Origin of the sequence: Micromonospora sp. NPDC047738 (assembly GCF_040642675.1) — a bacterium.
In the GTDB taxonomy this organism is placed as follows: Bacteria; Actinomycetota; Actinomycetes; order Mycobacteriales; family Micromonosporaceae; genus Micromonospora.
The window spans coordinates 46,097-70,651 of sequence record NZ_JBEYSO010000003.1 but is presented as its reverse complement, the minus strand read 5'-3'; the positions used below and the strand labels follow the sequence as shown (position 1 = coordinate 70,651).

Sequence of the window (24,555 nt, the reverse complement as noted above, 5' to 3'; positions counted from 1 at the left end):
AGGAGCTCGACCCGACCGGCGTGGGCCCCGGCCCGGTCGGCGCCGCACCGACCGGGCATCCGGTGCCGGCGCCGATCCCGGAGCCCGAGCCGGAGCCGCCGGGGCCCGGCCCGGCGCCTCGAACGGCCGCCGGGCGGGCGTGGTCGATCGTCAGAGCTGCGGCATGACCTCGGCGGCGACCAGCTCCAGGTGGTCCAGGTCGGTCAGGTCGAGCACCTGGAGGTAGACCCGCTGGCTGCCGATCCCGGCGTACCGGCCGAGCTTGTCGACGATCTCGGCGGGCGTGCCGGCGAGGCCGTTCTCGCGCAGCTCGGCGGGCTCCCGGCCGATCGCCGCGGCCCGGCGGGCCACCTCCGCCTCGTCCCGCCCGCAGCAGAGCACCAGGGCGTTGGACCAGACCATGGTGGACGGGTCCCGGTCGACCTCGGCGCAGGCGTCCCGCACCCGCTGGAACTGGGCCGCCGAGTCCGTGAGCGAGGCGAACGGCAGGTTGAACTCGTCGGCGTACCGGGCGGCGAGGCGGGGCGTGCGCTTCGGCCCCTTCCCGCCGAGCAGGATGGGCGGCCGGGGCTGCTGCACCGGCTTGGGCAGCGCCGGCGAGTCGCTCACCGGGTAGTACTTGCCGGGGTGGTCGAAGGTCCGACCGGCCGGGGTCTCCCAGAGCCCGGTGATGACGGCGAGCTGCTCCTCCAGCCGGTCGAAGCGCTCCCCGACCGGCGGGAACGGGATGCCGTACGCGGTGTGCTCGTCGGCGTACCAGCCGGTGCCGATGCCCAGCTCGACTCGGCCACCGCTCATCTGGTCGACCTGCGCCACGGTGATGGCGAGCGGGCCGGGGAGCCGGAAGGTGGCCGCGGTCATCAGCGTGCCGAGCCGGATCCGGGTGGTGTCCCGGGCCAGGCCGGCGAGGGTGGTCCAGGCGTCGGTCGGGCCCGGCTCGCCGGTCACCGAGCCCATCTTCAGGTAGTGGTCGGAGCGGAAGAACGCGCCGAAGCCCGTCTCCTCGGCGCAGCGGGCCACGGCGAGCAGCTGGTCGTAGCTGGCGCCCTGCTGGGGTTCGGTGAAGATCCGCAGTTCCATGGCCCGAGCATATTGAGCCGCCGGGCCCGGCCGAGGGGGAAGGAGGGGACCTGCCCGGGCGGTCGAGCTCCCTGCATTCCTTGACAGGCATATAACCGATGAGGCATATTGGGACGGTGTCCGTCGACGCCTTCGCCGTCCTGGCCGAACCCACCCGACGCCGCATCCTCGACCGGCTGCGCCGCACCGAGAGCAGCGTCGGTGACCTGGTGGACGCGCTGGGGATGAGTCAGCCGGCCGTCTCCAAGCACCTCAAGGTGCTCCGCGAGGCCGGCTTCGTCACCTGCCGCACCGCGGCCCAGCAGCGGATCTACCGGATCGACCCGGGCCCGCTGCGCGCGGTGGACGACTGGCTCGGGCCGTACCGGCGGATGTGGGCGGACCACCTCGACGCCCTGGAGCGGCACCTCGACAGTCAGGAGTGACCATGGAGCGCGACAACTTCCGGCCCGGCCCGCTCGCCGAGGTCGCCCGCGTACCGGCCGGTGACCGGTGGGACCTGGTGTTCGTCCGGGACCTGCGGCACCCGCCGGAGAAGGTGTGGGCCGCGCTGACCGAGCCGGACCAGCTGGCCCAGTGGGCGCCCTTCCTCGCCAGCCGTGACCTCGGCACGCCCGGCGGGGCCACGCTCAGCATGGTCGACGGCGATCGGACCTTCGAGGCGCCGGCCACCGTGGTCCGCGCCGAGCGCCCGTCGCTGCTGGAGTACACCTGGGGCGACGACCTGCTGCGCTGGGAGCTGGCCCCGGCGGGCCCGGGCACCCGGTTGACCCTGCGGCACCGGATCGAGAAGGCCGACCAGGCCCCGATCATGGCCGCCGGCTGGCACCTCTGCCTGGACGTGGCCGGCCACCTGCTCGACGGCGACCCGGTCGGCCCGATCCGCGGTGGCGAGGCGCTGGACTTCGGCTGGGCACGGTTGCGCGACGCGTACGCCGAGCGGCTGGACTCCTGACGCGGACGCCGTGGGGGCGGCGGAGCGCCACCCCCACGGCCGCCTGATTCAGCGCGCGGTGGCCGGGACGTCCGGCAGGGTGATCGCGGTGGCCGCCTTGCGGATCGGCTCGGTGACCCGGCGGATCATCCCCTCCCGGCCCGGCAGGTGCGGCATGAGCCGCAGCATCAGCGTCTGGAACCGGATCTGCGCGGCCGAGCCGAGCACCATGCCCTTCAGGTTGCGCTCGGCGAGCTGCTGGTTCGCCGCCACGAACGGGCGCATCCGCCGCTCGTACGCGGCGAACCCGGCGGCCGGGTCGCCGGCCGCCTCGGCCAGCGACGCGGCCAGCACGTACGCCCCGACCAGGCTCAGGCTGGTGCCCTGTCCGGAGGCCGGCGAGGCACCGTAGGCGGCGTCGCCGAGCAGCCCGACCCGCCCGGTCGACCAGCCGTCCATCCGCACCTGGCTCATCGCGTCGAAGTAGAAGTCCGGCGCGTCCGGCATCGCGGCGAGCAACTCCGGCACCCGCCAGCCGGCCCCGGCGTACGCCCGGGCCAGTGCCGCCTGCTGCCCGGCGACGTCCCGGCGGTCGGGCTCCTCGGCCGGCGAGGGGAAGAGGAAGAGGGCCCGCGCGTCCGGCGCGCCGGCGGTCCGGTAGACGCCGACCGTGCGTCCCGGGGCGGGGTGCATCAGCTCGACCCGCTCCTCGCCGTACTCGGCCGGCACCGTGAAGATCGCGATGTGGTGCCCGAGCGGGCGCAGGTATGCCGAGCCGGGGCCGAAGGCCAGCCGCCGCACCGTCGAGTGCAGCCCGTCGGCGCCGATCACCAGGTCGAAGCGGCGGCTCGGCGCCCGCTCGAAGGCGACCTCCACCCCGTCGGCCCGCTGGTCCAGCGCGACGATCGAGTCGTCGAAGAGGTAGTCCACGTCGCGGGTGGCGTCGACCAGGATGCGGGCCAGGTCGCCGCGCATGACCTCGACGTCGTCCCCCTCCCGGCCGCCGAAGAGCGCGGCGTCCATGGTGGCGAGCTGTCGGCCCGACGAGTCCACGAAGCGGGCCAGCCGCATGCCGGTGTCGTGCCGCCGCACCTCGTCCCCCAGGCCCATCCGGTCGACGACCGCCAGGGCCGCGCCCCGGATGTCCACCTTGTAGCCCCCGGCGCGGAGCGCCGGGGCGCGCTCGACGACGGTTGGACGGAAGCCGTGACGGCGCAGCCACCAGGCCAGAGCGGGGCCGGCGACACCGGCGCCGGAGATCAACACATCGGTCATGGCGATGACTGTACAAGCGTGTTAGACAGTTGTGCAAGACGCTTGTTCAAGAAATCCGCTACCCTGTCGGCATGGGAAATCGGGAGGACCTGCTCGCCGGCGCCAAGCGCTGCCTGATCGAGAAGGGATACACGGGCACCACGGCCCGGGACGTCGCCACCGCGGCCGGCACCAGCCTGGCCGCCATCGGCTACCACTTCCGCACCACGAAGGCCCTGCTCAACGAGGCCCTGATCGAGGCGATGGCGGAATGGGGTGAGGAGTTGGGCCGCGCCCTCGCCGAGGACGCCGACGCGACGGCCACGCCCGAGCAGCGATTCGAGGCGACCTGGGAGCGGATCATCGAGTCCTTCGCCCGGCTGCGCCCGCTCTGGGCCATCCAGTTCGAGCTGATCGCGCAGATGGACCGCCTACCGGAACTGCGGGCGGCGTTCGCCACCGCCAACCACCAGGCCCGGATCGGCCTCGCCGAGGTCTTCCACCGGGTCGACCCGGCCGCCGACGAGCCGACCGCGCTCGCGCTCGGCGCCTTCCACCAGGCGCTGCTCGGCGGCCTGGCCGCCCAGTACCTGGTCGACCCGGAGGCGGCGCCGTCGGCGGCGGAGCTGACCCGGGCGCTGCGGATCGTCGCCGACGAGTTCCGCGCCGGTCAGGGCTGACCGAGGCCGGCCTCCCGGGCCCGGACGATGGCCTGGCCGCGGTCGGCCACCTGGAGCTTGGCGAGCACGTTGGACAGCGATCGGTCCACGTCGGACAGGCCCCGCTGGCGTATCGACCTGGGGCCGGGGGGTGGAGGGGTCCCCCGGCCCAGAGGCCGGCGTGCAGAGGGGTCCGCCGGCCCGCGCGGGGCCGACGCGTCAGCCGAGTTTCGGCGCGTAGGCCGAAACGCTGGGCCGGCTCGTCAGACGTACGGCCGGGTGGCGTATGCCGCCCGCAGCGCGGCCAGCCCGGCGTCCTTCGGGGTGAGGGTGCCCCAGCCTGAGTTGAAGTAGTTGGTGCGCACGATCCGCGGGCTCCGCTCGGCGTTGAGCTGGGCGATGGCCGCCGGCACCGTGGCGATCCAGGCGGCCTGATTGGGGAACTCGGCAACCCGTACCCCCCACTCCGCGATGAGCACCGGACGGGAGAGCGCCACCGGGCCGAGGTCGGTCACCGCCCAGTCCTTCGTGCGCCGGAACCGGCCCAGGGCGGTGTCGCTCGGGTCGGTGGCGTAGACGTTCCAATGCAGGAAGTCCAGCTTCGCCATCAGCGACTCCGGGTGGGTACGCCGGTAGGCGGCCCGGTCGAAGCCGCCCGAGCCGACCGAGAAGGTGGTGCCGGCGGGCAGCGGGCGGGCCTTGAACCAGTTCACGATGTAGGTCATCGCCTGCACGGCCCGGGCATCCGAGTTGGCCCAGTCGTACGCCACCCCCGACTCGGTGGTGCCGAACTCGTGGTCGGTGTCCAGCTCGGAGGCGAGTTGGATGTTGACCGGGAAGCCCAGGGTCCGGTACTGCGACAGCGCCCTCGCGAAGAGCCCGTCGCAGAGGCCGGCGAGCACCTGCCCGTACCCGTACGCCTTCGGCCAGGTGGTCCCCGGGCGCTGCTGGATGGTCATCGCCGGGGCCGGGACGGTGTAGCTGGCCCCGTCCACGGTGAAGGTCTGCGGTCCGATGCTGGTTGCGCCGTAGTACTTCAGTTCGAGCACCATGTTGACCGCGATCCCCTTGCGGCCGAGGGTGGTCAGCCACGACTGGTTGTATCCGGGGAAGGTGTAGCCGTCGGCGAAGCTGCGGTACTGGGTGAGGGAGCGGAAGTTGCCGCCGGCCAGGTCGGCCGTCGGGTCGGCGTTCCCGGCGAGGTAGTAGCCGCCCAGCACCGGCGGGGCGACGGTGTAGCTGGCGGTGGCGGTGGCGGTGTGCCCGCCGTTGTCCCGCACGGTGACCGTGACCTGCGGCATCACGCCACCGCCCGGTACACGGCCACCGACCCGGTGTCGGAGACTTTCGTCCAGGTCCGGCCGGAATCGTCGGTCACGTTCACGGTGAGCGGGTCGATGACCGCCGTGGCCTTGACCGGGGCGCTGCTGTTGCCCTGGGAGTCGGTCACCACGATGGTGACCGTGACGGGCCGGGTGTCGGGGTCGGCGTAGGTGACCGTGAGGGTCATCTGGTCGCCTGGGGAGTAGGTCGAGCGGTTGAGGCTGGCGGTCACGGTGGGAGCGGCCATCTCCGCCCCCTCCTTCCTTGCTCTGCGCCCGGCGTCCGCCGGTACGCCCGGCCGGTCAGGCGGGGCGCCGCGGTTCACGACGACGATCCCGGCGAGGCCGGTCGGAAGTGGTGACGTCGGTGTCCTGACGGCTGGCACCGTCCGGTCAGGACGGCACCGGGCCGGGCCTCGGCCGGGCGGCGCGCGGTGGACCGGGCGGTGGCCGGGCCCGCCGGCGGCGTCACGGCCGCGCTCGGCGCTGGCGGCGTCCGGCGACGACACGGAGTCGCCGCCGGGGCCGGAGGGATGGGATGTGGCCCGCCATCCAAAGCCTCCACTGCACCAACAATGCGCCGGGCGGGGGTCGGACGTCCTGTCGGCAATCCGTCGGCCGGTCTGTCCTCGATCAGCTTGCCGCCGCGGCGGCAACCCTGGCGGAGCCGTGCCTCGGCACGGTCGGATCGTCGCGGCGGTCGGCCGGCGAGACCAGGCGATCCGATCGGCCGGCTGGTCGTGGGAGGACACGCCTGGCATCCGGCGAGCATGCGGTGCCGCGCCCACGAGCGCGCTGGATTCGGCTTCTTCGGACGCGGGCGATCCATATTCGGCGATTTCCGGAAGGCAACCGACTCGATTGCGGAACCGCGCCGCCCGACGGGTCGGGATCGCCGTCCGAATATGACAATCGCGTGACGGAAAATCACGAGCTCATGACTGTTCTCTATCGCCGTCGTCATATTCGGGGACGAACGGCGGCAGCGGACCGCTCGGCACCGGCACCCGCACCGGACGGAACAAAGAGCCCAGAGCGGGTCCAACCACCCGGCGCACACCCCGGTGCGGCACGTCCGCCGTACGTACCGGCGACCGAATTCGACGCCGAAAAGCGTGCAGTTTTTGTGGTTAATTCCACAGTCCCCCCGGTTACGACTGGATTCTCGCCGATGACGTCGGTAAGTTTCCGGGCCGGCCCCTGCGGCCCCCGGAATGTGACCGATGTTGATATCGACGGACGAGACGCGAAGATGGCCACCGATGGCGTGATCCGCCACCGGTTCCATCGGAGAGGGGATCGTGCCCGCACTCGCAGTGAAGTCGCTCTACAAAATATTCGGCAATCGAGCTGACGAGGCGATGAGGCGCCTCGCGACCGGCGCCCCGCGCGCCGAGGCGCTGGCGGGCCTGCCGGCCACGGCCGCCGTGATCGACGCGAACTTCGAGGTACGCCCCGGCGAGATCTTCGTGGTGATGGGCCTCTCCGGCTCCGGCAAGTCCACCCTCATCCGGATGCTCAACGGTCTGCTCCGGCCCACCCGGGGCAGTGTGCAGGTCGACGGGGTCGAACTGACCACGCTCAAGCCCGCCGCGCTGCGCAAGCTGCGGCGCGAGAAGATCAGCATGGTCTTCCAGCACTTCGCGCTGATGCCGCACCGGACGGTGCTGGAGAACGCGGGCTACGCCTTGGAGGTCGCCGGCCTGCCCAAGGCCGAGCGGCGCGAGCGCGCCCTGGACGCGCTGCGCATGGTGGGCCTGGAGGAGTGGGCGGACAAGCTCCCGCACGACCTCTCCGGCGGTATGCGGCAGCGGGTCGGGCTGGCCCGCGCGCTCGCGGCCGGCACCGACATCCTGCTGATGGACGAGGCGTTCTCGGCGCTGGACCCGCTCATCCGCCGGGAGATCCAGGACCAGCTGCTGGAACTCCAGGCCGAACTGGGCAAGACCATCATCTTCATCACCCACGACCTGAACGAGGCCATGCGGCTCGGCGACCGGATCGCGGTGATGCGGGACGGCCGGATCGTCCAGATCGGCACCGCCGAGGAGATCCTCACCGACCCGGCCAACGGGTATGTGGCGCAGTTCGTCGCCGACGTCGACCGGACCCGGATCCTGACCGCCGCGTCGGTGATGGAGAAGCCGCACCACGTCCTGGACGTCAACGCCGGCCCCCGGGTGGCCGCGAAGGCGCTGCGGGAGAGCCAGACCTCGGCGGTCTACGTGACCGGGCCGATGAAGAAGTTCCTCGGCACGGTCACCGAGGACGATGTGCTGCGGGCGCTGCGCGAGGGCCGGCCGAGCCTCGACGGATACGTCTCGACCGAGCGGGTCCGCACGGTCACCGAGGACACCGCGGTGGCCGACCTGTTCGCCGACTGCGCGGAGAGCCAGCATCCGGTGGCCGTCCTCGACGACCGGGGCCGGCTGGCCGGGGTGATCCCCCGGATCACCCTGCTCAGCGCCCTGGCCAGCGCCACCCCGGACGAGGTGGCCGCGGTGGACGAGCCGGCACCCGACCCGGCCGAGGTCGAGCTGGTGGGCACGAAGGGAGAGCCGACATGAGTCACACCTGGTCCCCGCTCGACGTCGAGCTGCCCCGGGTGCCGCTGGGCGCCTGGACCGAATCCGCCGTCGACTGGGCCACCGGCGCCCTCGGCCCGGTCTTCGACGCGGTCGCGGCCGTGGTCGACGCCCTGGTCCGCCCGCTCGACGAGCTGCTCACCGGCGTACCGCCGGTGGCGGTCGTGCTGGTCCTGGCCGGGCTCGGCTGGTGGCTGCGCGGCTGGAAGTTCGGCCTCGGGACGGCGGTCGGCCTCGGCGTGGTGGCCGGGATGCCGTACTGGGAGGAGACCATGAGCACCCTCGCCCAGGTGCTCGTGGCGAGCGTGCTCGCCCTGCTGCTGGCGATCCCGCTGGGCATCTTCATCGCGGAGAACCGGCGGGCGTCCACCGTGGCCCGGCCGGTGCTGGACCTCATGCAGACCATGCCGGCGTTCGTCTACCTGATCCCGGCGATCTTCTTCTTCGGCATCGGCACCGTGCCCGGCGTGCTGGCCACGCTGGTGTTCAGCATGCCGCCCGGCGTACGCCTGACCGAGCTCGGCCTGCGGCAGGTCGACAAGGAGATCGTCCAGGCCGCCGAGTCGTTCGGCGCGCCACCGTGGATGGTGCTGCTGCGGACCAAGCTGCCGCTGGCCCTGCCGACGATCATGACCGGGGTCAACCAGGTCATCATGCTGGCCCTGTCCATGGTGGTCATCGCCGGCATGGTCGGCGCCGGCGGCCTCGGCGACGTGATCATGTTCGCGCTCTCCCAGGTCGAGGTGGGCAGCGGCTTCGAGGGCGGCATCGCCGTCGTGGTCCTCGCCGTGGTGCTCGACCGGCTCACCGACTCCGTGGGCGACCGGTTCCCCTCCGCGCGGGCGCAGCGCCTGGCGCGGCGGGCCGCCTGACCGTCGCCCTCCGCCGGCACCCCTGGGCCCGCGTACGCGGGTCCGCCGGCTGTTCAGAGAAGGAAGGACAATCCGTGTTCACGACCCTGAGGCGCGTGCTGGCGCTCGCCGTGACCGCCACCCTGGCGCTGGGCGGTGCCGCCTGCAGCGCGAAGTCGGACGGCGGGTCCGGCAACGGCAAGAAGATCACCATCGGCTACATGGCCTGGGACGAGGCGATCGCCGCCTCCCACCTGTGGCAGCACATCCTGGAGGAGAAGGGCTACCGGGTCCAGCTCAAGAACCTGGAGGCCGGGCTGGTCTACGGCGGGCTCGCCGGCGGCGACATCGACCTGTTCCTGGACGGCTGGCTGCCCCAGACCCACGCCTCCTACCTCGAGAAGTACGGCGACAAGCTGGAGAAGATCGGCGTCTGGTACGACGACGCCAGCCTCAGCATCGCGGTGCCGAAGTACGTCGACGGCGTCGACTCGCTCGAGGATCTGGCCGGCAAGGCCGGCACCTTCGGCGGGCAGCTGATCGGTATCGAGCCGGGCGCCGGCCTCACCAAGGCCACCCAGGAGAAGGTGCTGCCGGGCTACGGCCTGGCCGACGCCATGAAGCTGAAGACCTCCTCCACCCCGGCCATGCTGGCCGCGCTCGACGCCGCGATCGCCGACCAGAAGCCGATCGTGGTCACCCTCTGGCACCCCCACTGGGCCTACGCGAAGTACGAGCTGAAGGACCTGGCCGACCCGAAGGGCACCCTGGGCCAGGCCGAGCAGATCAACACCTTCGGCCGCAAGGGCTTCGGCAAGGACTTCCCCGAGGTCACGAAGATGCTGGCGAAGTTCACCATGGACAACCAGCAGCTCGGGTCCCTGGAGGACCTGATGTTCAACACCCACAAGGGTGACGAGAAGAAGGCCGTCGAGGAGTGGCTGAAGGCCAACCCCGACTACCTGAAGGCGCTCGCCTGACCCGTCCCGTGACCGGGGGCCCGCCGCGTTGCCGGCGGGCCCCCGGGTCAGGGGCCCGGGTCACTTCTCACCGGGCCGGCCGCCGGCGGCGCCGCAGCCACCCGGCACCGGCGCTCACCAGGGTGGACCCGATCGCGGTGCCGATGGCGACCAGCGCCGCCCCGACCGCCCAGAGCCCGGTGGCGTCGGTCGACGCGGCGTGCCGCGCCCAGGCGGCCGTGAAGGCCACCGTCATCACCGGGGCCACCAGCCACGGGCCGCGCCACCAGCCGCCGACCGCGGCGATCAGGGCCAGGGTCAGCACGCAGCCGGCCACCTGCCACACCGCGTAGGGGCCGCTGGTGGCGCCGGTCTCCGGGTCGACCGTGTAGCCGGTCCCCCAGCCCAACCAGGCCCACCAGGCGCCGACCGTCGCCGCCGCCAGCAGCAGCCCGCCGAGCAGAGTACGCATCGTTGTGGTCACGGCCCGATCCTGCCGGTACCGGCGGCCGGGCGGATGAGCATCCGTACTCGGGTCAACGCCCCGCCGCGGACCCCCCGGCCCGTGCGGGGCAGCGCGTCCGGCTGGCACACGGGGCTGCGCCGCCCTCGCTGGCCCTCCGACCGCCTGGTCAGGGGCCGGCCCGGTCCGGTTGGTCTCGGGTTCATCGGGCTATCACCGCAACCGCCTAGCGTCCGGCGTCGTTGATCGCGACACCCGCAAGGAGCTGGACGTGCTAGCCAAACGAAAACTCGCCGTCACACTGGCCTCGGTCGCTGCGTTGACCCTGTCGGCGGGGCTCGCCAGCACGGCGGGCGCGACCGCTGGCGAGCTGCAACGGATCACCCCGCCGGTCGACACCCAACAGCCGCCCCAGGACCGCCTGGTGCTCGCCGTGATCGGGGACTACGGCGGCTGCGGCGTTGACCGCACCTGCGCGGAGGAGTACCAGGTCGCGGACATGGTCCACTCCTGGAACCCGGCGGCCATCCTCACCACCGGCGACAACACCTACCAGCAGGGCCTGCCCGAGGAGGTGGTCAAGGCCCAGGCGCCGTACAAGGCGGACATCGACGCCGGCCGAATGTTCCCGATCATGGGGAACCACGACTACGGCAACGGTTGCTCGCCGGAGAGCGTCCAGCCGAGCCTGGACTACTTCAAGGTGCCCGCCGCCTTCGTCGCTGGCTTCGGCAACGGGCTGCTCGACTTCGTCAACCCCGACGCCAACTGCCAGACGGCGACGGGCAGCGCGAAGCCGCCGATCTACGACACGTACCGCAACACGCTCACGAACAGCTCGGCCGCCTGGAAGGTGGTCGGCGGCCATCAGCCGATCTACTCCTCCGGCAAGGCCGGCAACAACCTGGACCGCGCCTGGCTGATGACGCCGGGCGTGGACCTGATCCTCGCCGGCCACGATCACCACGCGGAGCACATCGAGACGGCCGACGGCTACCACATCGCCATCTCCGGCAACGGCGGCGCCGGCCTGACGCCGCTGTTCAGCGTCGCGCCGGGCAGCAAGTTCCGGGATGCCGCGCATTTCGGGGCGATGCGGCTGACCGTGACCCCGGACTCGCTGAAGGCGGAGTACCTGTCCCTGCCGGGCGCCGTCGACTACTACTTCCTGCTCAAGAAGGACGCGCAGGGCCGGGCGTACCTGGCCGAGCGGTCGGACTGGGTCGACCCGAACCCGGACCCGGGCGGAAACCCGATCCCGAACAGGTACACGGTCTCATTCGACGCCGCGACGGACAAGGCCGACGGCCTGACCTACCGGAACTACGAGGACGGCCCGTTCCTGACCACCGAGGTCGACGGCCGCCGGGCACTGGAGCTGCAGAGGAATCCCTTCGGCGGCGCCAACCAGTTGTACATGTTCGTCGACGACGCGGCGATCTTCGGCGGGCCGTACCAGGTGAAGGCCACGATCAGCTACCGCTCCCCGGTCCCGGGCTCGTTCGCCATCCAGTACGACTCGCAGCAGAGCGGCTCGGCCTACCAGCGTTCGACGGCGGTGACGATCGGCGCCGGCCAGGTGAACCAGTGGCAGACGACGACGATCGACCTTCCCGACGTCCGGTTCACCAACCGGCAGAACGGCGGCGCGGACCTGCGGCTGAACGCGCTGGCCAACCTTCCGCTCGCCGTCTCGGCGGTACGCCTCGACGTGGTCCCACCCGCCCCACCGGCGACCCGGGTCTCGATGGACTTCTCCGGTGAGCCCGACGGGCTGACCTGGATCCCGTACGAGAGCGGCCCCGCACACGAGATCGTCGTCTACGGTCGGCGCGCCCTGCAGATCGACCGGAACACGTTCAACTCCGGCAACAACCTCTACCTCGCCGTCGACGACCGCTACCTCACCGGCGGCCCGTACGACGCCACCGCGACCATCGAGTACCGCTCCCCGGTCACCGGCTCGTTCGTCCTCCAGTACGACTCCGCGACCACCGGGTCGGCGTACCAGAGCTCCACCCGCGTGAGCATCACCGCCGCCATGGTCAACACCTGGCAGACCGTGACCCTCGACCTGCGTCAGGTGATGTTCCGGAACCGGCAGAACGGCAACGCCGACATGCGGATCGTGGGCGCGAACAACCTGCCCCTCATCGTCGGCGCGATGAGCGTGCAACTCGCCGACCAGCAGGCGCAGTTGCTGAAGGCGGCGCAGGACGCGGTCGCCGCCGCCGAGGCCAACCCGTCGACGGACACGATCACGACCGCCGAGACGGCCATCGCCAAGGTCACCGAAGCCACCCAGGTCACCGCGCTGAACCAGCGACTGACCGTCGTGAAACACCTCGTCCAGACCCGCGACCTGCTCAACCGCATCGCCGCAACCGAACTGACCACCCCCGCACAACTCGACGCCGCCGTCACCGATCTCACCGACGCCACCGCGACCCTGGCAAAGGTGCCCACCGACCGGCAGGGCGACCTGCCGCAGCAGCTCGCCACCGCGAAACGCCGCATCGCCGACGCCCTCGCCGACTTCTTCGCCAAACCCGTCCCAGGCAAACCGGAACCGATCAAACGACCCTGGCTCGACCTGGTCATCTCCGACACCTACGACCAGACCGGCACCACCGACCTGCACGACCGCGTGATGTCCATCGTGCGCAGCCACACCACCGGCCAGGAAGTCACCATCGCCATCAACGAGTTCCTCGCCAGCCGCTAGACGGGAAAACAGTTCCGCCTCGGTTCGGGGCGGCGCCGGACCGACCGGCGTCGCCCCGAACCACCCGACCTGGCTACGGATGCCGTGATCAGCGAGGTCGCCGCCGCCGGTTCGTGAGGGGGCAGGTAAACACCAGCAGCGCATGCGCCGCCAGCACCGTCAGGTAACCAGCCGCCGACCTCAGCAGGATGGTGTCGTTGCTGGGCGAGGCGACCATCGCCCCGAACACCGCCGCGACCGCCAGCACGAAGACCAGCACCGTCCACCAGGGCTCGCGGGTCCGGTAGCGGGGCACCAGCGCCACCAGCAGCACCGTGCCGGCGACCGCGGCCCACACCACGAGCGCGATCAGCGGGCCGAGCCCGTGCGAGTAGGCACGTCCCCAGGCGCTCATCTTCGTGTCGTACGCGTTGAGCCAGGCGCCCAGCTCCAGATAGCGCACCGGCGCGTAGCTGAAGTCCCGGGGCGGGCTGTCCACCCCGGCGTACGGCAGCGCCAGGAAGCCGAGCACCAGGAGCACCGCCACGATGCCGAGGACCAGACACCGTACGACCAGCGACCCGACCGGAAGCTTCGCGGACGGCTGTCCCGGCGCGGGAGCCGGCGCCCCGGACACCCCCGGCGGCGGGCCGGGCGGAACGGGCGGCGGGGCGGCGTCACCGGGCAGCGGGTCCAGCTGTGGCTGCTGCCGGCCGTCGATCACGTGCGCTGTCCACCGGTCGCCGTCGAACCAGCGGACCGGCTGCCGCCCGGAGGGATCCGGATACCAACCGGGCCGCGGCCCAACCGTCGCACCATCCCCGCCACTCTGCACAGAGGAAACCTTGCCACGACCATCCGCACGGGAGAAGACGTGAATCAGGACAGGCTGCGCCAGGAGAGCCTGGGGCGTATGCCCCAGCGTCGACTGGTAGTCGATCGCCCGTCTACCGCCTCGTCCGGTCCAGCCGCCGGATCCGGCTTGCGCGCTGGCGGCTGGGCGAGGACCAGGTGGCGGACCGCCTCGACCGGGCGGCGGCTCGTGCTGCTGCGGACCCAGTGCGAACTGAGGGCGTTGGTCCCGATCTTGGCGCCGTTCGTCCGGGTCGTCGGCTGCCTGACCAGGGCGTTTTCATGGTGGGGCGGGCGGGACTCGAACCCGCGACCGAGGGATTATGAGTCCCCTGCTCTAACCCGCTGAGCTACCGCCCCGCTACCGCGCCGGATCGTAACCCGCTCAACGGATCACCGGCCACCACCCGAACGGCCGGGCTCAAGATCCGACCGGCACGGTGGGCAACGCGAGGATAACAGCGCGCAGCGGATCGGCGGGTGCCCGCATGGTCCACTGCGCTCAGCCCTCGCTGCGCAGCTCCGCGAGCACCGCCCCGGCGGCCCGCCAGCCGCTGGCGAGCGCCCCCTGGATGGACGGGCTGTCTCGGTGGTCGCCGGCGACGTAGAGCCCGTCGCCGAGCGCGACCGGTTTGCGCAGCCGGCCCTGCGGCGGTGGCGCGGCGGGCAGCGCGTCCGGGACGGTGACCGTGGTCAGGTGGGTCCAGTCGGCGGTGGACCGCCCGTAGAGCCGGTCCAACTCCGGCCGGATGACCGCTTCGGGCGGGGCCTGCGGCCCGACCACCGAGGTGGCCACCAGGTGCTTCCCGGCCGGCGCGTACGTGGACGCGGCGCGGCTGACCACGACGGTGTTGGCGACCATTTCCCGCCGTTCCCCGTCGAGCAGCAGGATCGGCTCGGCCAGGGGCGGCGTGTCGGTGCTGTGGTAGTAGGTCGTGTAGCCGTGCATGCGCACCCGGTTGAGCCTGGGCAGTAGGGTGGCTGCCGCCGGCGGGTCCACGGCGACCACGACGGCGCGGCAGGCGAGGTCGCCGGCCTGGGTGCGGACCCGGCCCGGCGCGACCGCGGTGACCGGACTGTTCAGGTCGATCAGCTCGGCGGGCAGCGGGGCCGCGACGGCCTGGGGCAGCGCCGCCATCCCCCGCGCGGGCAGGCCGATCCGCCCCCGGGCGAACGAGCGCAGGATCACGGCCAGCACATGGCTGGAGGTCGCCAGTTCCCGGTCGAGGAAGACGCCGGAGAGGAACGGCCGGAGGAGTTCCTCGATGATCGCGTCGGAGAGGCCGGCCCGGCGCAGCGCCGCCTCGGTGGTGGTCTCCGGCGCGGTGAGCAGCCGGCCTACCGGCAGGGTGGCACAGCCGGTGACGAGCCCGGCGAAGCGCAACCGGTCCGACAGCGACCCGACCCCGGCGGTCAGCGTGCCGGCGAGGCTGGCGGGCTCGCGTAGCGGATTGGCCAGCCGGTCCAGCCGGTCGCCGCGGCGGACCAGCACGCCGGCGCTGAACCAGCCGAGGTTCAGGGCGGCCAGGTCGAGCAGGCCGCCGAGCCGCGGGTAGGCGGTGTTGAGCACCTGGAAGCCGCGGTCCAGCAGGTAGTCGTCGACCTGGTCGGTGGCGACCCGGCCGCCGAGCCGGTCGCCGGCCTCCAGCAGCCGCCACGGCACGCCGGCGCGGTGCAGCCGCCGGGCCGCGGCGAGGCCGGCCAGGCCACCACCGACGATGACCACGTCGGTCTCAGCGGGCATGTGTCACCTCCGCCCCGGCCCGATCCCCGTCCCGGTTGGCCCGCGACAGCCGGCTCGGCCACCAGACCTTCGGCCCGATGTCGTACGCGAGCGCGGGCACCAGCAGGGACCGGACGACGATGGTGTCGAGCAGCACCCCGATGGCGACCGCCACGCCCAGCTCGACGAGCACCACCAGCGGTAGCACGGCGAGCGCGGAGAACGTGGCGGCGAGCACGATGCCGGCGGAGGTGATCACGCCGCCGGTGACGGCGAGGCCGGCCAGCACCCCGGCCCGGGTGCCCCGGCGGACCGACTCCTCGCGGACCCGGCTCATCAGGAAGATGTTGTAGTCGATGCCGAGGGCGACCAGGAACACGAACGCGAAGAGCGGGAACGACTGGTCGACGCCGGGGAAGTCCAGGCCGTACTTGAAGATCAGCGCGCAGAGGCCGAGCGTGGCGAGGAACGACAGCACCACGGTGGCGATCAGCAGGAGCGGGGCGAGCAGGGCGCGCAGCAGCAGGGCCAGGATCACCGCGATGACCAGCAGCACCACCGGGATGATGACGTTGCGGTCCCGGACGGCGGCGTCGGCGGTGTCGACGTTGACGGCGGTGAAGCCGCCTACCACGGCACCGGCGCCGGGCACCTTGTGCACCGCCTCGCGCAGGTCGCGAACGGTCCGCTCGGCGGCGTGGCTGTCCGGCGGGTGGGCGAGGGTGGCCTCCAGTTGCACCCGCCCGTCGACCACTTTGGGCGGCGCGTTCGGTTCGGGTGGCCCGCCCGGCCCCTGGCCGGTGACCGGGCGCACCGCGGACACCCCGGGTACGCCCTGGGCCACCTGGGCGACCTGCCGGGCGGTGGCCTCGGTGGTGAAGATGGTGGCCGGGCTGCCGGTGCCGGCCGGGAAGTGCCGGTCGATCACCTCCTGCCCGGCCACCGAGTCGGTGCGTTGGGTGAACAGACTGGACTGGCCCAGGGTGTTGGCGTCGAGCTGGGTCACGCCGCCGGCGAGGGCGGCCAGGACCACCGCGGTGACCAGCCAGACGGGCCGGGCCCGCCGGGCGACGAAGCCGGCGATCCGGCCCCAGACGCGGTGCTCGGTACGCGCGTCGGCGTGGTCGTAGCGTGGCCGTCGCGGCCAGAACGCCCAGCGGCCGCCGAGCAGCAGCAGGGCCGGGAGGAAGGTCAGCATCACCAGCAGGGTGGCGGCGATGCCGACGGCGGCGACCGGGCCGAGCGCGCGGTTGGAGTTGAGGCTGGACAGCAGGAGGCAGAGCAGGCTGAGGATGACGGTGGCGCCGGAGGCGATGATGGCCGGGCCGGCGCCCTTCCAGGCGGTCCGCATCGCGTCCCACGGGCGCTCGTGCCGGTGCAGCTCCTCCCGGTAGCGGGCGATGAGCAGCAGCGCGTAGTCGGTGCCGGCGCCGAAGACCAGCACGGTGAGGATGCCCTGCGCCTGCCCGTTCAGCTTGATGACGTCACTGCGCGCGAGGTGATAGACCAAGAGCGAGGCCAGCGCGTACGACATGCCGGCGGCGAGCAGCGGGCAGATCCAGAGCACCGGGCTGCGGTAGACGATCAGCAGGATCACCAGCACCACCACCAGGGTGACCAGCAGCAGCGGCCCGTCGATGGCGGTGAAGACCTCGATCAGGTCGGCGAGCAGGCCCGCCGGCCCGGCCACGTCCACGGAGAGCCCGTCCCGGTCCGCGCCCGCGATGCCGCGCAACTGGTCGACGACCTGCCGGATCCGCTCGCCCTCGGCGCTGGCGATCGGGACGATCACCTGCACCGCCTGGCCGTCCTGGCTGACGATCGGCGGCGGCAGCGGGGCGACCACCCCCGGCACCTGGGCGAAGCGGGCCACGTCCGCCCGGACGCGCTGCTGGTCGGCCGGGGTGATGCCGGCGGTCCGCTGGTAGACGACCAGGGCTGGGGTGGTCTGCCTGGTCACGAAGCCGGCGGACAGGTCCTGCGCCCGGGTCGCCTCGGCGTTGGCCGGCAGGAAGGCCGCGTTGTCGTTGGTGGCGACATCGCCGAGCTTCCCCGAGTACGGTCCGGCGATCGCCCCGATGACGAGCCAACCCAGTACGACCGCCGCCGCGATCAGCGTCGCCGTCCAGCGGTGCGGTCCTCCGGCCATCTCCACCCACCTTTGAACCGACGCACGAACCGACGCAGCGGGAGTCCCAGTCGACCTCCATCCTGCCGGGCAGAGCGCACCGTTCGGGCGGAAACCGCCCGCGATGTTGGGGTAGGGAAACGAGAAGCGCCCGCCGACCTGGGGTCGACGGGCGTCTGTGGAGCGAAGCTCCCCCGTTTGGACTCGAACCAAAAACCTGCCGGTTAACAGCCGGCTGCTCTGCCAATTGAGCTACGGGGGACCGCAGATCACCCGGTTCGGATCTCTCCGCGCCGGGCGACGGGGACAAGAGTACAGGACATCCGGGGGTGGTGCGCCAGGGGGTTACCGCCATCCGCGGCGGCATTTCCGGGCGACACGATCAATCATCAATACGGACAAATCGCCATCTGGGCACGCGGAGGCATGAGCGGAGAGCAGGATGGGTAGTTAGCCGCCGACAGAGGACGCAGGCGCGAGATGGTCGTTCCCGGTCGGCAACCGCCCAGTCGGGGACGGCGGCGCGTCAGGTACGGAAGGAGCCGCCATGCGCGGAAAGATCATGTTTCTTGGCGGGCTGGCTGCGGGATTCGTCCTGGGCGCCCGTGCCGGTCGGGAGAAGTACGAGGAGCTCGTGGTCCGGGGTCGCAAGGTGCTCGACCACCCGACCGTCCAGGAGGCGGCGGGTGTGGCGCAGGCCCAGGCGAACCGGCTCTATGCCGAGGGTAAGGACAGGCTGGGGCAGACGAAGCTCGGCGAGAAGCTGACCAGCGGCAACGGCGGCAAGCCGGGGCTCACCTCGGCCGACAAGCCGTTTGCCGGGACGCCGGCCTCCGTCGGCGCCAAGTCCGGTTCGGCCGGTACGGGATCGAGCGGCGGGTCGAACGCGTCGACCAGCAGCGGGAGCACCAAGCCGTCCGGCAGCAACTCCTGACGCCATCAGGGCAGCGGGCCGGTCGCCATCAGGCGACCGGCCCGTTCTCGTCTGTCCGGACGGGACCCAACCTTCCTACTTTTGCTGATCCTGAACAAAAGTCGAAGCGATTCATAGAAAACTTTTGGCTCCGACCTCTTCTCTTTGCTCGCGTCCGCAAATATCGTCTCGCGTAGAACCTGGCCAGGCTCTTGTCACCACATCAGCGACCTCCTCAGCTCTCGTCCCGCGCTGAGGCGGACCCGCCCGACCAGAGCGAGGTTCGATGCGCAGACCCTTCGGCCGCAGGGCCGCCACCCACCTCAGCCTGCTCGCCCTCGTCGGCGCGACGCTCGTCGCGACGGCCGAGCAGGCTCCGACCCCGGCCCAGGCCGCGCCGGTGCTCAATGCCCCGGCACCCAACAGCAACGGCATGCAGTACAAGGTGCTCGTCTTCACCCGGTCGGCCAGCGGCAACAATGCCGCCACCGCCGCCGGCGTGCAGGCCCTCCAGCAACTCGGGCAGGAACGGCGCTTCACCGTCGAGGTCACCAACGACGCCCGCAAGTTCGACGAGCCGCACCTCAAGCAGTTCCGCGCCGTGGTGTTCCTCAACACCGCCGGCGACGTGCTCAACGACGCCCAGCAGGCGGCCTTCGAGCAGTACTACCGCGACGGCGGCGGCTTCGTCGGCGTGCACTCCGCCATCGAAGCCAACCCGAACTGGTCCTTCCTGACCAACGTGCTGGGCACCCGGGCCACCGGCGCGCCGTCGGCCGCCAGCAAGGCGACCGTCACCGTCGCCGACCGGGTCCACCCCGCCTCGAAGACGCTGCCGCAGCGGTGGAGCACCACCGACCGGTGGTACAACTTCGCGGCCAACGTCCGCGGCGTCTCGCACGTGCTGGCCACGGTCGACGAGAAGACGTACACCGGCGGCACGATGGGCTTCGACCACCCGGTCACCTGGTGCAAGGACTACCAGGGCGGCCGGTCGTTCTACACCGGACTCGGCGCCACGCCGGAGAGCTACAGCACCGTGGACCTGCGGGCCCACCTGGGCGGGGCGATCCAGTGGGCGGCCGGCGTGACCGACGGCGACTGCGGCGCGACCGTGCTGGCCAACTACCAGATGACGGTGGTCGGGGCGCAGCCCAACGTCAACGAGCCGATCGGCTTCGACGTCCTTCCCGACGGCCGGGTGCTTCAGACCGACCGGCGCGGCGGCGTACGCCTGCACAACCCGGACGGCAACGAGACCAAGCTGCTGGCGCAGATCCCGGTCTACACCCACAGCGAGGACGGGATGTACGGCCCGGCGATCGACAACGACTTCGCCACCAACAAGTGGGTCTACCTGTACTACGCGCCCCCGCTGAACACCCCCACCGGGGCCGCGCCGACCACCAGCACCGACCCGCACGCCTGGGACGTGTGGCAGGGCTACTTCCAGCTCTCCCGGTTCAAGTTCGTCGACGGGGAGAACCCGTCGCTCGACCTGAGCACCGAGCAGAAGATCATGCAGGTGCCGGTCGACCGGGGCGCGTGCTGCCACGTGGCCGGTGACATCGCGTTCGACTCGAAGAACAACCTCTGGCTGGTGACCGGGGACGACACCCCGGCCGGCGGCGGCGGTTCCGGCGGCTTCTCGCCGCACAACGACTCGGTCAGCGCCACCGGCGTCTACCAGGCGCCCTTCGTGGACGCCCGGCGCAGCTCGGCCAACACCAACGACCTGCGGGGCAAGATCCTGCGAATCACGGTGGGCGCGGACGGCTCGTACACCGTGCCGGCGGGCAACCTGTTCCCGGGCGGCACGGCGAAGACCCGGCCCGAGATCTACGCGATGGGCTTCCGGAACCCGTTCCGGATCACCCTCGACAAGAACGACGTCGCCTACATCACCGACTACTCCCCCGACTCCTCGGTCGCCCAGGTCGGGCGCGGACCGGCGGGCACGGGCCGGATGATGGTGGTCGACAAGCCGGCCAACTACGGCTGGCCGATGTGTGTGCAGCCGAACCTGCCGTACATCGAGATGAACTGGACCACGAACCCCATCTCGCCGGTCGCGCCGTTCGACTGCGCGGCGCCGAAGAACACCTCCCGGCACAACACCGGCCTGACCGACCTGCCGAAGGTGGAGAAGTCTGAGCTGTGGTATTCGTTCCAGGCGCCGACCCCCTGCCCGGAGTCCTACCTGTCGACTCCGACGCAGACCTGCCCGGTGCTCTTCCCGGAGCTGGGCACCGGTGGTGTCGGCCCGCACGGTGCGGCGAAGTACGACTACGACCCGGAGCTGAGGTCGGAGACGAAGTTCCCCGAGTACTACGACGGCGCCATCTTCTTCGGCGAGTTCACCCGGGACACCCTCAAGGAGATCCGGCTGGACGACCAGGGTGAGATCCTGAAGATCAACAATGTGTTGAACTGCGGGCAGGCGCCCACCACCCCGGCCAAGCCGTTCCTCTGCGACAACCCGATGGACATGCGCTGGGGCGCGGACGGCAACTTCTACCTGCTGACCTACGGCGACGGCTTCTTCAACATCAACCCGGACGCCGCCATGCTGAAGTTCAGCTACGTCAAGGGCCTGCGGGCGCCCACCGCCGTGCTGAACGCGACCCCGACCAACGGCCGCGCGCCGCTGACGGTCTCGTTCTCCAGCGAGGGCTCGAAGGACCCGGACCCGGGCGACTCGATCCGGTTCGCCTGGGACTTCGACGGCAACGGCACCACCGACTCGATCGACCCGAACCCGTCGTTCACCTACACCACCAACGGGGTCTACACCGCCCGCCTGACGGTGACCGACTCCAGCGGCAAGACGGCGTCGGCGAACACCACGATCACCGTCGGCAACACCGCGCCGACCGTCACGGTCAACACCCCGCTCGAGGGCGGCTTCTTCAGCTGGGGCGACGACATCCCGTGGACGGTCACCGTCACCGACCCGGAGGACGGGCCGATCGACTGCAGCAAGGTCGAGGTGACCTTCGTGCTCGGCCACGACACCCACGGGCACGGTGAGGCCAACCAGTTCGGCTGCTCGGGCGTGCTGCCCACGGAGGCGGACGACGCCTCGCACGGCGGCTACATCTACGGCGTGGTCAGCGCGTCGTACACCGACAAGGGCGCCAACGGCCAGCCGGCGCTGACCACGGTGGACCAGCAGATCATCCAGGCCAAGCGGCAGGAGGTCGAGTTCGCCACCGAGGAGTCCGGCACCACGGTCGCCACCACCGCCGACACCGGCGGCGGGCAGCAGCGCGGCGGCCTCGACCCGGGTGACTGGATCGCGATCAACAACACCGTCAACCTGAAGAACATGCAGTCGATCACGCTGCGCACCTCCGGCGGCAGTGCCGCCACCGCCGGGCAGCCCCGGTTCGACGTCCAGTTCCGCCTGGACTCCCCCACCGGCCCGCTGCTGACCACCGCCACGGTCAACGCGACCAGCGGCAACAACGCCTTCACCAGCACCACCGTGCCGATCACCGACCCGGGCGGGACGCACAAGCTCTACCTGGTCTTCACCACCGTCTCCGGCGGGCCGACCAGCGGCTTCGGCAACCTCAACTGGGTCGAGTTCACCGGCCAGGGCATCGGCGTCACGCCGTGACGCCCGGGTGGGGCCGTCCACCGGGCGGCCCCACCCGGCCCGACTCCCCCTTCCAACACCACCCATCACCTGAGAAAGGCAGCCCGAGATGAACGACAGCACACACGGGATGAGCCGCCGACGGATGCTCGGCACCATCGCCGGGGCGGCCGGGGCGGTCGCCGTCGGTGCCGCCGGCTGGGCCCCCTCGGCCACCGCGGCGAGCAACGGCGTACTCGTCCCGCCCGGCAAGCGCGGCATCATCCTCTACAGCGTCCGTGACCGGATCGGCGCCGCCGACGACGGCAGCGGAGTGCCGTTCGGCTTCGAGCGGGTGCTCGGCCGGCTCGCCGAGATCGGCTACAAGGAGGTCGAGTTCGCCGGGTACACCCAGCACACCTCGATCCTCGGCCGGCAGATCACCCCGACGGAGATCCGCAAGATCCTCGACGACAACGGGCTGCGCGCCAACGGCTCGCACGCCTCGGTCCCGGGCACGGTCACCCCGACCACGATCGCCCAGTTCGAGCAGACGCTGGACACCGCCGAGATCCTCGGCATGACCCACATCGGCACCGGCAGCGACCCGACCGGCAGCAACTACAAGGCCGACTGGGACGCCGCCGCCGACCGGTGGAACACCTTCGGCGAGATGGCCGCCGCGCGTGGGCTGAAGCTCTACACCCACAACCACGACGCGGCGTACAACTTCCTGCTGGACAGCGGGCCGCTGGACGCGCTGGGCCGCCCGACCCGGTCCTCCGGCGTCCGCAAGCTGGAGTACTTCTTCGGGGTCACCAACCCGGAGTGGGTCTGGTTCGAGATGGACATCTACTGGGCGCACGTGGCCCAGTACCGGTACCGCAGCTACACCGACCCAGACGGCGTGACGCAGACCAACGTCTTCGACCCGCTGGCCACCGTCGCCGCCCGGACCAACCGGTTCCCGCTGTTCCACGCCAAGGACGGCAAGATCAACACGGGCACCACCAACGGGTACGACATGGTGCCGCTCGGCCAGGGCGACATCGACTACGGCGGCTTCTTCGCCAACATGGGCGCCAAGGGCTACCACAACCCGATGTGGGAGCAGGACACCGCGCCCGGTGGCAGCGCCGACCCGGGCCGGTCGCTGCGCTACGCGGAGATCAGCTACCGGCACATGTCGAGCCTGCGGGGCTGACCCGACCTGTCCGACCGCAAGGGGGGCCGCTCCCGGGAAACCGGGGCGGCCCCCTCGCGTCACGCCGCTGTGACGCACGTATGGCACATTCGGAGCGGGGGTGATCGCGATGACGATGGTGGGACCGGAGAGCGCGGACCAGACAAGGCTGCTGCGGCTGCTGCGCGACGGCCCGCGCTCCCGGGTGGAGCTGACGGACGCCCTGGGCCTGCCCCGAGCCCGGTTCGCCGCAGAGGTGGACCGGCTGACCGCGCAGGGCCTGGTGGAGACCGCGGGGCCAGCCGCGTCCCGGGGCGGGCGGCGGTCGTCGCTGCTCCGGATGGCCGGGCAGGTCCGGTTCGGCGCGGTGGTCGTCGGTGACGGGCGGCTCGAGGTGGCGCTCACCGACGGCGAGCTGACCCTGCTCACCCGGCACGCCGAGCCGCTGGACGTACGGGTCGGCCCGGAAGCGGCGGTGAGCCGCGCGGTCGAGGTGCTCGGCAAGCTCCGCGCCGAGGCCGGGCTGGCCCGGCTGGCCGGGGTCGGTGTGGCCCTGCCCGGGCCGGTCGCGGTCCGGGCCGGCGCGCCGGCCGTCGCGCCCGCCCTGCCCGGCTGGCACCAGTTCCCGGTCCGCGACACCATCGCCGCCGAGCTGGGCTGCCCGGTGCAGGTCGACAACGACGCCAACGTGATGGCGCTCGGCGAGCTGCACGCCGGCACCGGCCGGGCGTTCGACGACTTCCTCTACGTCAAGCTGGGCAACGCGGTGGGCTGCGGGCTGATCCTCGACGGCGCGCTCTACCGGGGCGCGGCCAGCGGGGCCGGCGACGTCGGTCACCTCCCGCTCGCCGAGGACGGGCCACTGTGCGGCTGCGGTCAGACCGGCTGCCTGGAGGCGTACTGCGGGGATGCCGCGCTGGTGCGGGAGGCCGTGACCGCCGCGCGGGCCGGGCGCTCGACGGCGCTCGGCGACCGGCTGGCGGCGGCCGGCACGCTGACCATGGCCGACGTGGGCCGGGCCGTGACCGACGGGGACCCGGTCGCGCAGACGCTGGTCCGCGACGCCGCCCGCCGGCTCGGGCAGGTGGTGGTCGGCCTGGTCAGCTTCGTCAACCCGGCCATCGTGATCATCGGCGGCGCGGCCCCCGGCATCGGTCCCGTCCTGCTGGCCGAGATCCGCGGCGTGGTCTACCGACGCTCGACGCCGCTGGCCACCGGCAGCATGCCGATCGTCCTCTCCGACCTGGACGACCGGGCCGCCCTGATCGGTGGCGCTCGCCTGATCAGCGACCACGTCTTCGCGGCCTGCTGAGCACCGCCCTGACCTGAACAGGCGGGAGGCGACCTCGGTCGCCTCCCGCCTGT

Annotated in this window: 19 protein-coding genes and 2 tRNA genes; 11 read left to right on the top strand and 10 right to left on the bottom strand. The window is 71.8% G+C overall.

The window, feature by feature from the left end:
* Window positions 1–150: 150 nt before the first annotated feature.
* Complete coding sequence (locus tag ABZ783_RS06420) at window positions 151–1,080, bottom strand: LLM class F420-dependent oxidoreductase (protein WP_357434842.1); 930 nt, start codon at window positions 1,078–1,080, stop codon at window positions 151–153.
* 116 nt (window positions 1,081–1,196) lie between these two features.
* On the opposite strand from ABZ783_RS06420, the gene ABZ783_RS06415 reads away from it, so the two are divergent.
* Both ABZ783_RS06415 and ABZ783_RS06410 read left to right on the top strand, forming a co-directional pair.
* Complete coding sequence (locus ABZ783_RS06415) at window positions 1,197–1,505, top strand: metalloregulator ArsR/SmtB family transcription factor (RefSeq protein WP_357434841.1); 309 nt, start codon at window positions 1,197–1,199, stop codon at window positions 1,503–1,505.
* Window positions 1,506–1,507: 2 nt separating this feature from the next.
* Window positions 1,508–2,035 (top strand): SRPBCC family protein, encoded by a 528-nt coding sequence (locus ABZ783_RS06410; RefSeq protein ID WP_357434840.1) that lies wholly within the window; start codon window positions 1,508–1,510, stop codon window positions 2,033–2,035.
* A 48-nt stretch (window positions 2,036–2,083) separates the two neighbouring features.
* Here the strand turns inward: ABZ783_RS06410 and ABZ783_RS06405 are convergent, their stop codons facing one another.
* Window positions 2,084–3,289 carry an FAD-dependent monooxygenase gene (locus tag ABZ783_RS06405; protein ID WP_357434839.1) on the bottom strand — a complete coding sequence of 402 codons (1,206 nt, stop codon included), beginning with the start codon at window positions 3,287–3,289 and terminating at the stop codon, window positions 2,084–2,086.
* 71 nt (window positions 3,290–3,360) lie between these two features.
* On the opposite strand from ABZ783_RS06405, the gene ABZ783_RS06400 reads away from it, so the two are divergent.
* Window positions 3,361–3,948 carry a helix-turn-helix domain-containing protein gene (locus ABZ783_RS06400; RefSeq protein ID WP_357434838.1) on the top strand — a complete coding sequence of 196 codons (588 nt, stop codon included), beginning with the start codon at window positions 3,361–3,363 and terminating at the stop codon, window positions 3,946–3,948.
* Between the two features lie 242 nt (window positions 3,949–4,190).
* Here the strand turns inward: ABZ783_RS06400 and ABZ783_RS06395 are convergent, their stop codons facing one another.
* Both ABZ783_RS06395 and ABZ783_RS06390 read right to left on the bottom strand, forming a co-directional pair.
* Complete coding sequence (locus ABZ783_RS06395) at window positions 4,191–5,228, bottom strand: hypothetical protein (RefSeq protein WP_357434837.1); 1,038 nt, start codon at window positions 5,226–5,228, stop codon at window positions 4,191–4,193.
* The gene (locus tag ABZ783_RS06390; protein ID WP_357434836.1) at window positions 5,228–5,497 is read right to left on the bottom strand and encodes a hypothetical protein; all 270 of its coding nucleotides are present in this window, start codon (window positions 5,495–5,497) and stop codon (window positions 5,228–5,230) included. Before ABZ783_RS06390 ends, ABZ783_RS06395 begins: the two co-directional genes overlap by 1 nt.
* A 1,050-nt stretch (window positions 5,498–6,547) precedes the next feature.
* Here ABZ783_RS06390 and ABZ783_RS06385 point away from each other — a divergent pair.
* From ABZ783_RS06385 to ABZ783_RS06375, 3 genes are all read left to right on the top strand, one after another.
* The gene (locus tag ABZ783_RS06385; protein ID WP_357435290.1) at window positions 6,548–7,816 is read left to right on the top strand and encodes a glycine betaine/L-proline ABC transporter ATP-binding protein; all 1,269 of its coding nucleotides are present in this window, start codon (window positions 6,548–6,550) and stop codon (window positions 7,814–7,816) included.
* Window positions 7,813–8,706, top strand: a complete 894-nt coding sequence (locus tag ABZ783_RS06380; protein ID WP_357434835.1) for an ABC transporter permease subunit — start codon at window positions 7,813–7,815, stop codon at window positions 8,704–8,706. Before ABZ783_RS06385 ends, ABZ783_RS06380 begins: the two co-directional genes overlap by 4 nt.
* Window positions 8,707–8,780: 74 nt before the next feature.
* The gene (locus tag ABZ783_RS06375; RefSeq protein ID WP_357434834.1) at window positions 8,781–9,665 is read left to right on the top strand and encodes a glycine betaine ABC transporter substrate-binding protein; all 885 of its coding nucleotides are present in this window, start codon (window positions 8,781–8,783) and stop codon (window positions 9,663–9,665) included.
* A 67-nt stretch (window positions 9,666–9,732) separates the two neighbouring features.
* Here the strand turns inward: ABZ783_RS06375 and ABZ783_RS06370 are convergent, their stop codons facing one another.
* A complete protein-coding gene (locus tag ABZ783_RS06370) occupies window positions 9,733–10,128 on the bottom strand; it encodes a hypothetical protein (protein ID WP_357434833.1) in 396 nt (131 codons plus the stop codon).
* A gap of 250 nt (window positions 10,129–10,378) precedes the next feature.
* Between ABZ783_RS06370 and ABZ783_RS06365 the strand changes: the two genes are divergently transcribed.
* Window positions 10,379–12,832 carry a metallophosphoesterase gene (locus tag ABZ783_RS06365; RefSeq protein WP_357434832.1) on the top strand — a complete coding sequence of 818 codons (2,454 nt, stop codon included), beginning with the start codon at window positions 10,379–10,381 and terminating at the stop codon, window positions 12,830–12,832.
* An 88-nt stretch (window positions 12,833–12,920) separates the two neighbouring features.
* Here the strand turns inward: ABZ783_RS06365 and ABZ783_RS06360 are convergent, their stop codons facing one another.
* The 5 genes from ABZ783_RS06360 to ABZ783_RS06340 all read right to left on the bottom strand — a co-directional run bounded on the left by ABZ783_RS06360 (window position 12,921) and on the right by ABZ783_RS06340 (window position 17,776).
* Entirely contained in the window at window positions 12,921–13,646 is a 726-nt protein-coding gene (locus ABZ783_RS06360) for a DUF2510 domain-containing protein (protein WP_357434831.1), read from the bottom strand.
* A 300-nt stretch (window positions 13,647–13,946) separates the two neighbouring features.
* A tRNA-Ile gene (locus ABZ783_RS06355) sits at window positions 13,947–14,023 on the bottom strand.
* Window positions 14,024–14,165: 142 nt separating this feature from the next.
* Window positions 14,166–15,407 (bottom strand): NAD(P)/FAD-dependent oxidoreductase, encoded by a 1,242-nt coding sequence (locus ABZ783_RS06350; protein ID WP_357434830.1) that lies wholly within the window; start codon window positions 15,405–15,407, stop codon window positions 14,166–14,168.
* Window positions 15,397–17,535, bottom strand: coding sequence for an MMPL family transporter (locus ABZ783_RS06345; protein WP_357434829.1), 2,139 nt, complete (start codon window positions 17,533–17,535; stop codon window positions 15,397–15,399). The genes ABZ783_RS06350 and ABZ783_RS06345 overlap by 11 nt, the downstream gene beginning before the upstream one ends.
* A gap of 168 nt (window positions 17,536–17,703) precedes the next feature.
* Window positions 17,704–17,776: transfer RNA gene (locus ABZ783_RS06340), tRNA-Asn, on the bottom strand.
* A 285-nt stretch (window positions 17,777–18,061) separates the two neighbouring features.
* Here ABZ783_RS06340 and ABZ783_RS06335 point away from each other — a divergent pair.
* The 4 genes from ABZ783_RS06335 to ABZ783_RS06320 all read left to right on the top strand — a co-directional run bounded on the left by ABZ783_RS06335 (window position 18,062) and on the right by ABZ783_RS06320 (window position 24,502).
* Window positions 18,062–18,448, top strand: a complete 387-nt coding sequence (locus ABZ783_RS06335; RefSeq protein WP_357434828.1) for a hypothetical protein — start codon at window positions 18,062–18,064, stop codon at window positions 18,446–18,448.
* Between the two features lie 265 nt (window positions 18,449–18,713).
* On the top strand, window positions 18,714–22,049 hold the full coding sequence (locus ABZ783_RS06330) for a ThuA domain-containing protein (RefSeq protein WP_357434827.1): 3,336 nt from the start codon (window positions 18,714–18,716) through the stop codon (window positions 22,047–22,049).
* An 88-nt stretch (window positions 22,050–22,137) separates the two neighbouring features.
* Window positions 22,138–23,211: a sugar phosphate isomerase/epimerase family protein gene (locus ABZ783_RS06325; protein WP_357434826.1), complete on the top strand. Its 1,074-nt coding sequence runs from the start codon at window positions 22,138–22,140 to the stop codon at window positions 23,209–23,211.
* A 109-nt stretch (window positions 23,212–23,320) separates the two neighbouring features.
* Window positions 23,321–24,502 carry an ROK family transcriptional regulator gene (locus ABZ783_RS06320; RefSeq protein WP_357434825.1) on the top strand — a complete coding sequence of 394 codons (1,182 nt, stop codon included), beginning with the start codon at window positions 23,321–23,323 and terminating at the stop codon, window positions 24,500–24,502.
* Window positions 24,503–24,555 lie beyond the last annotated feature (53 nt).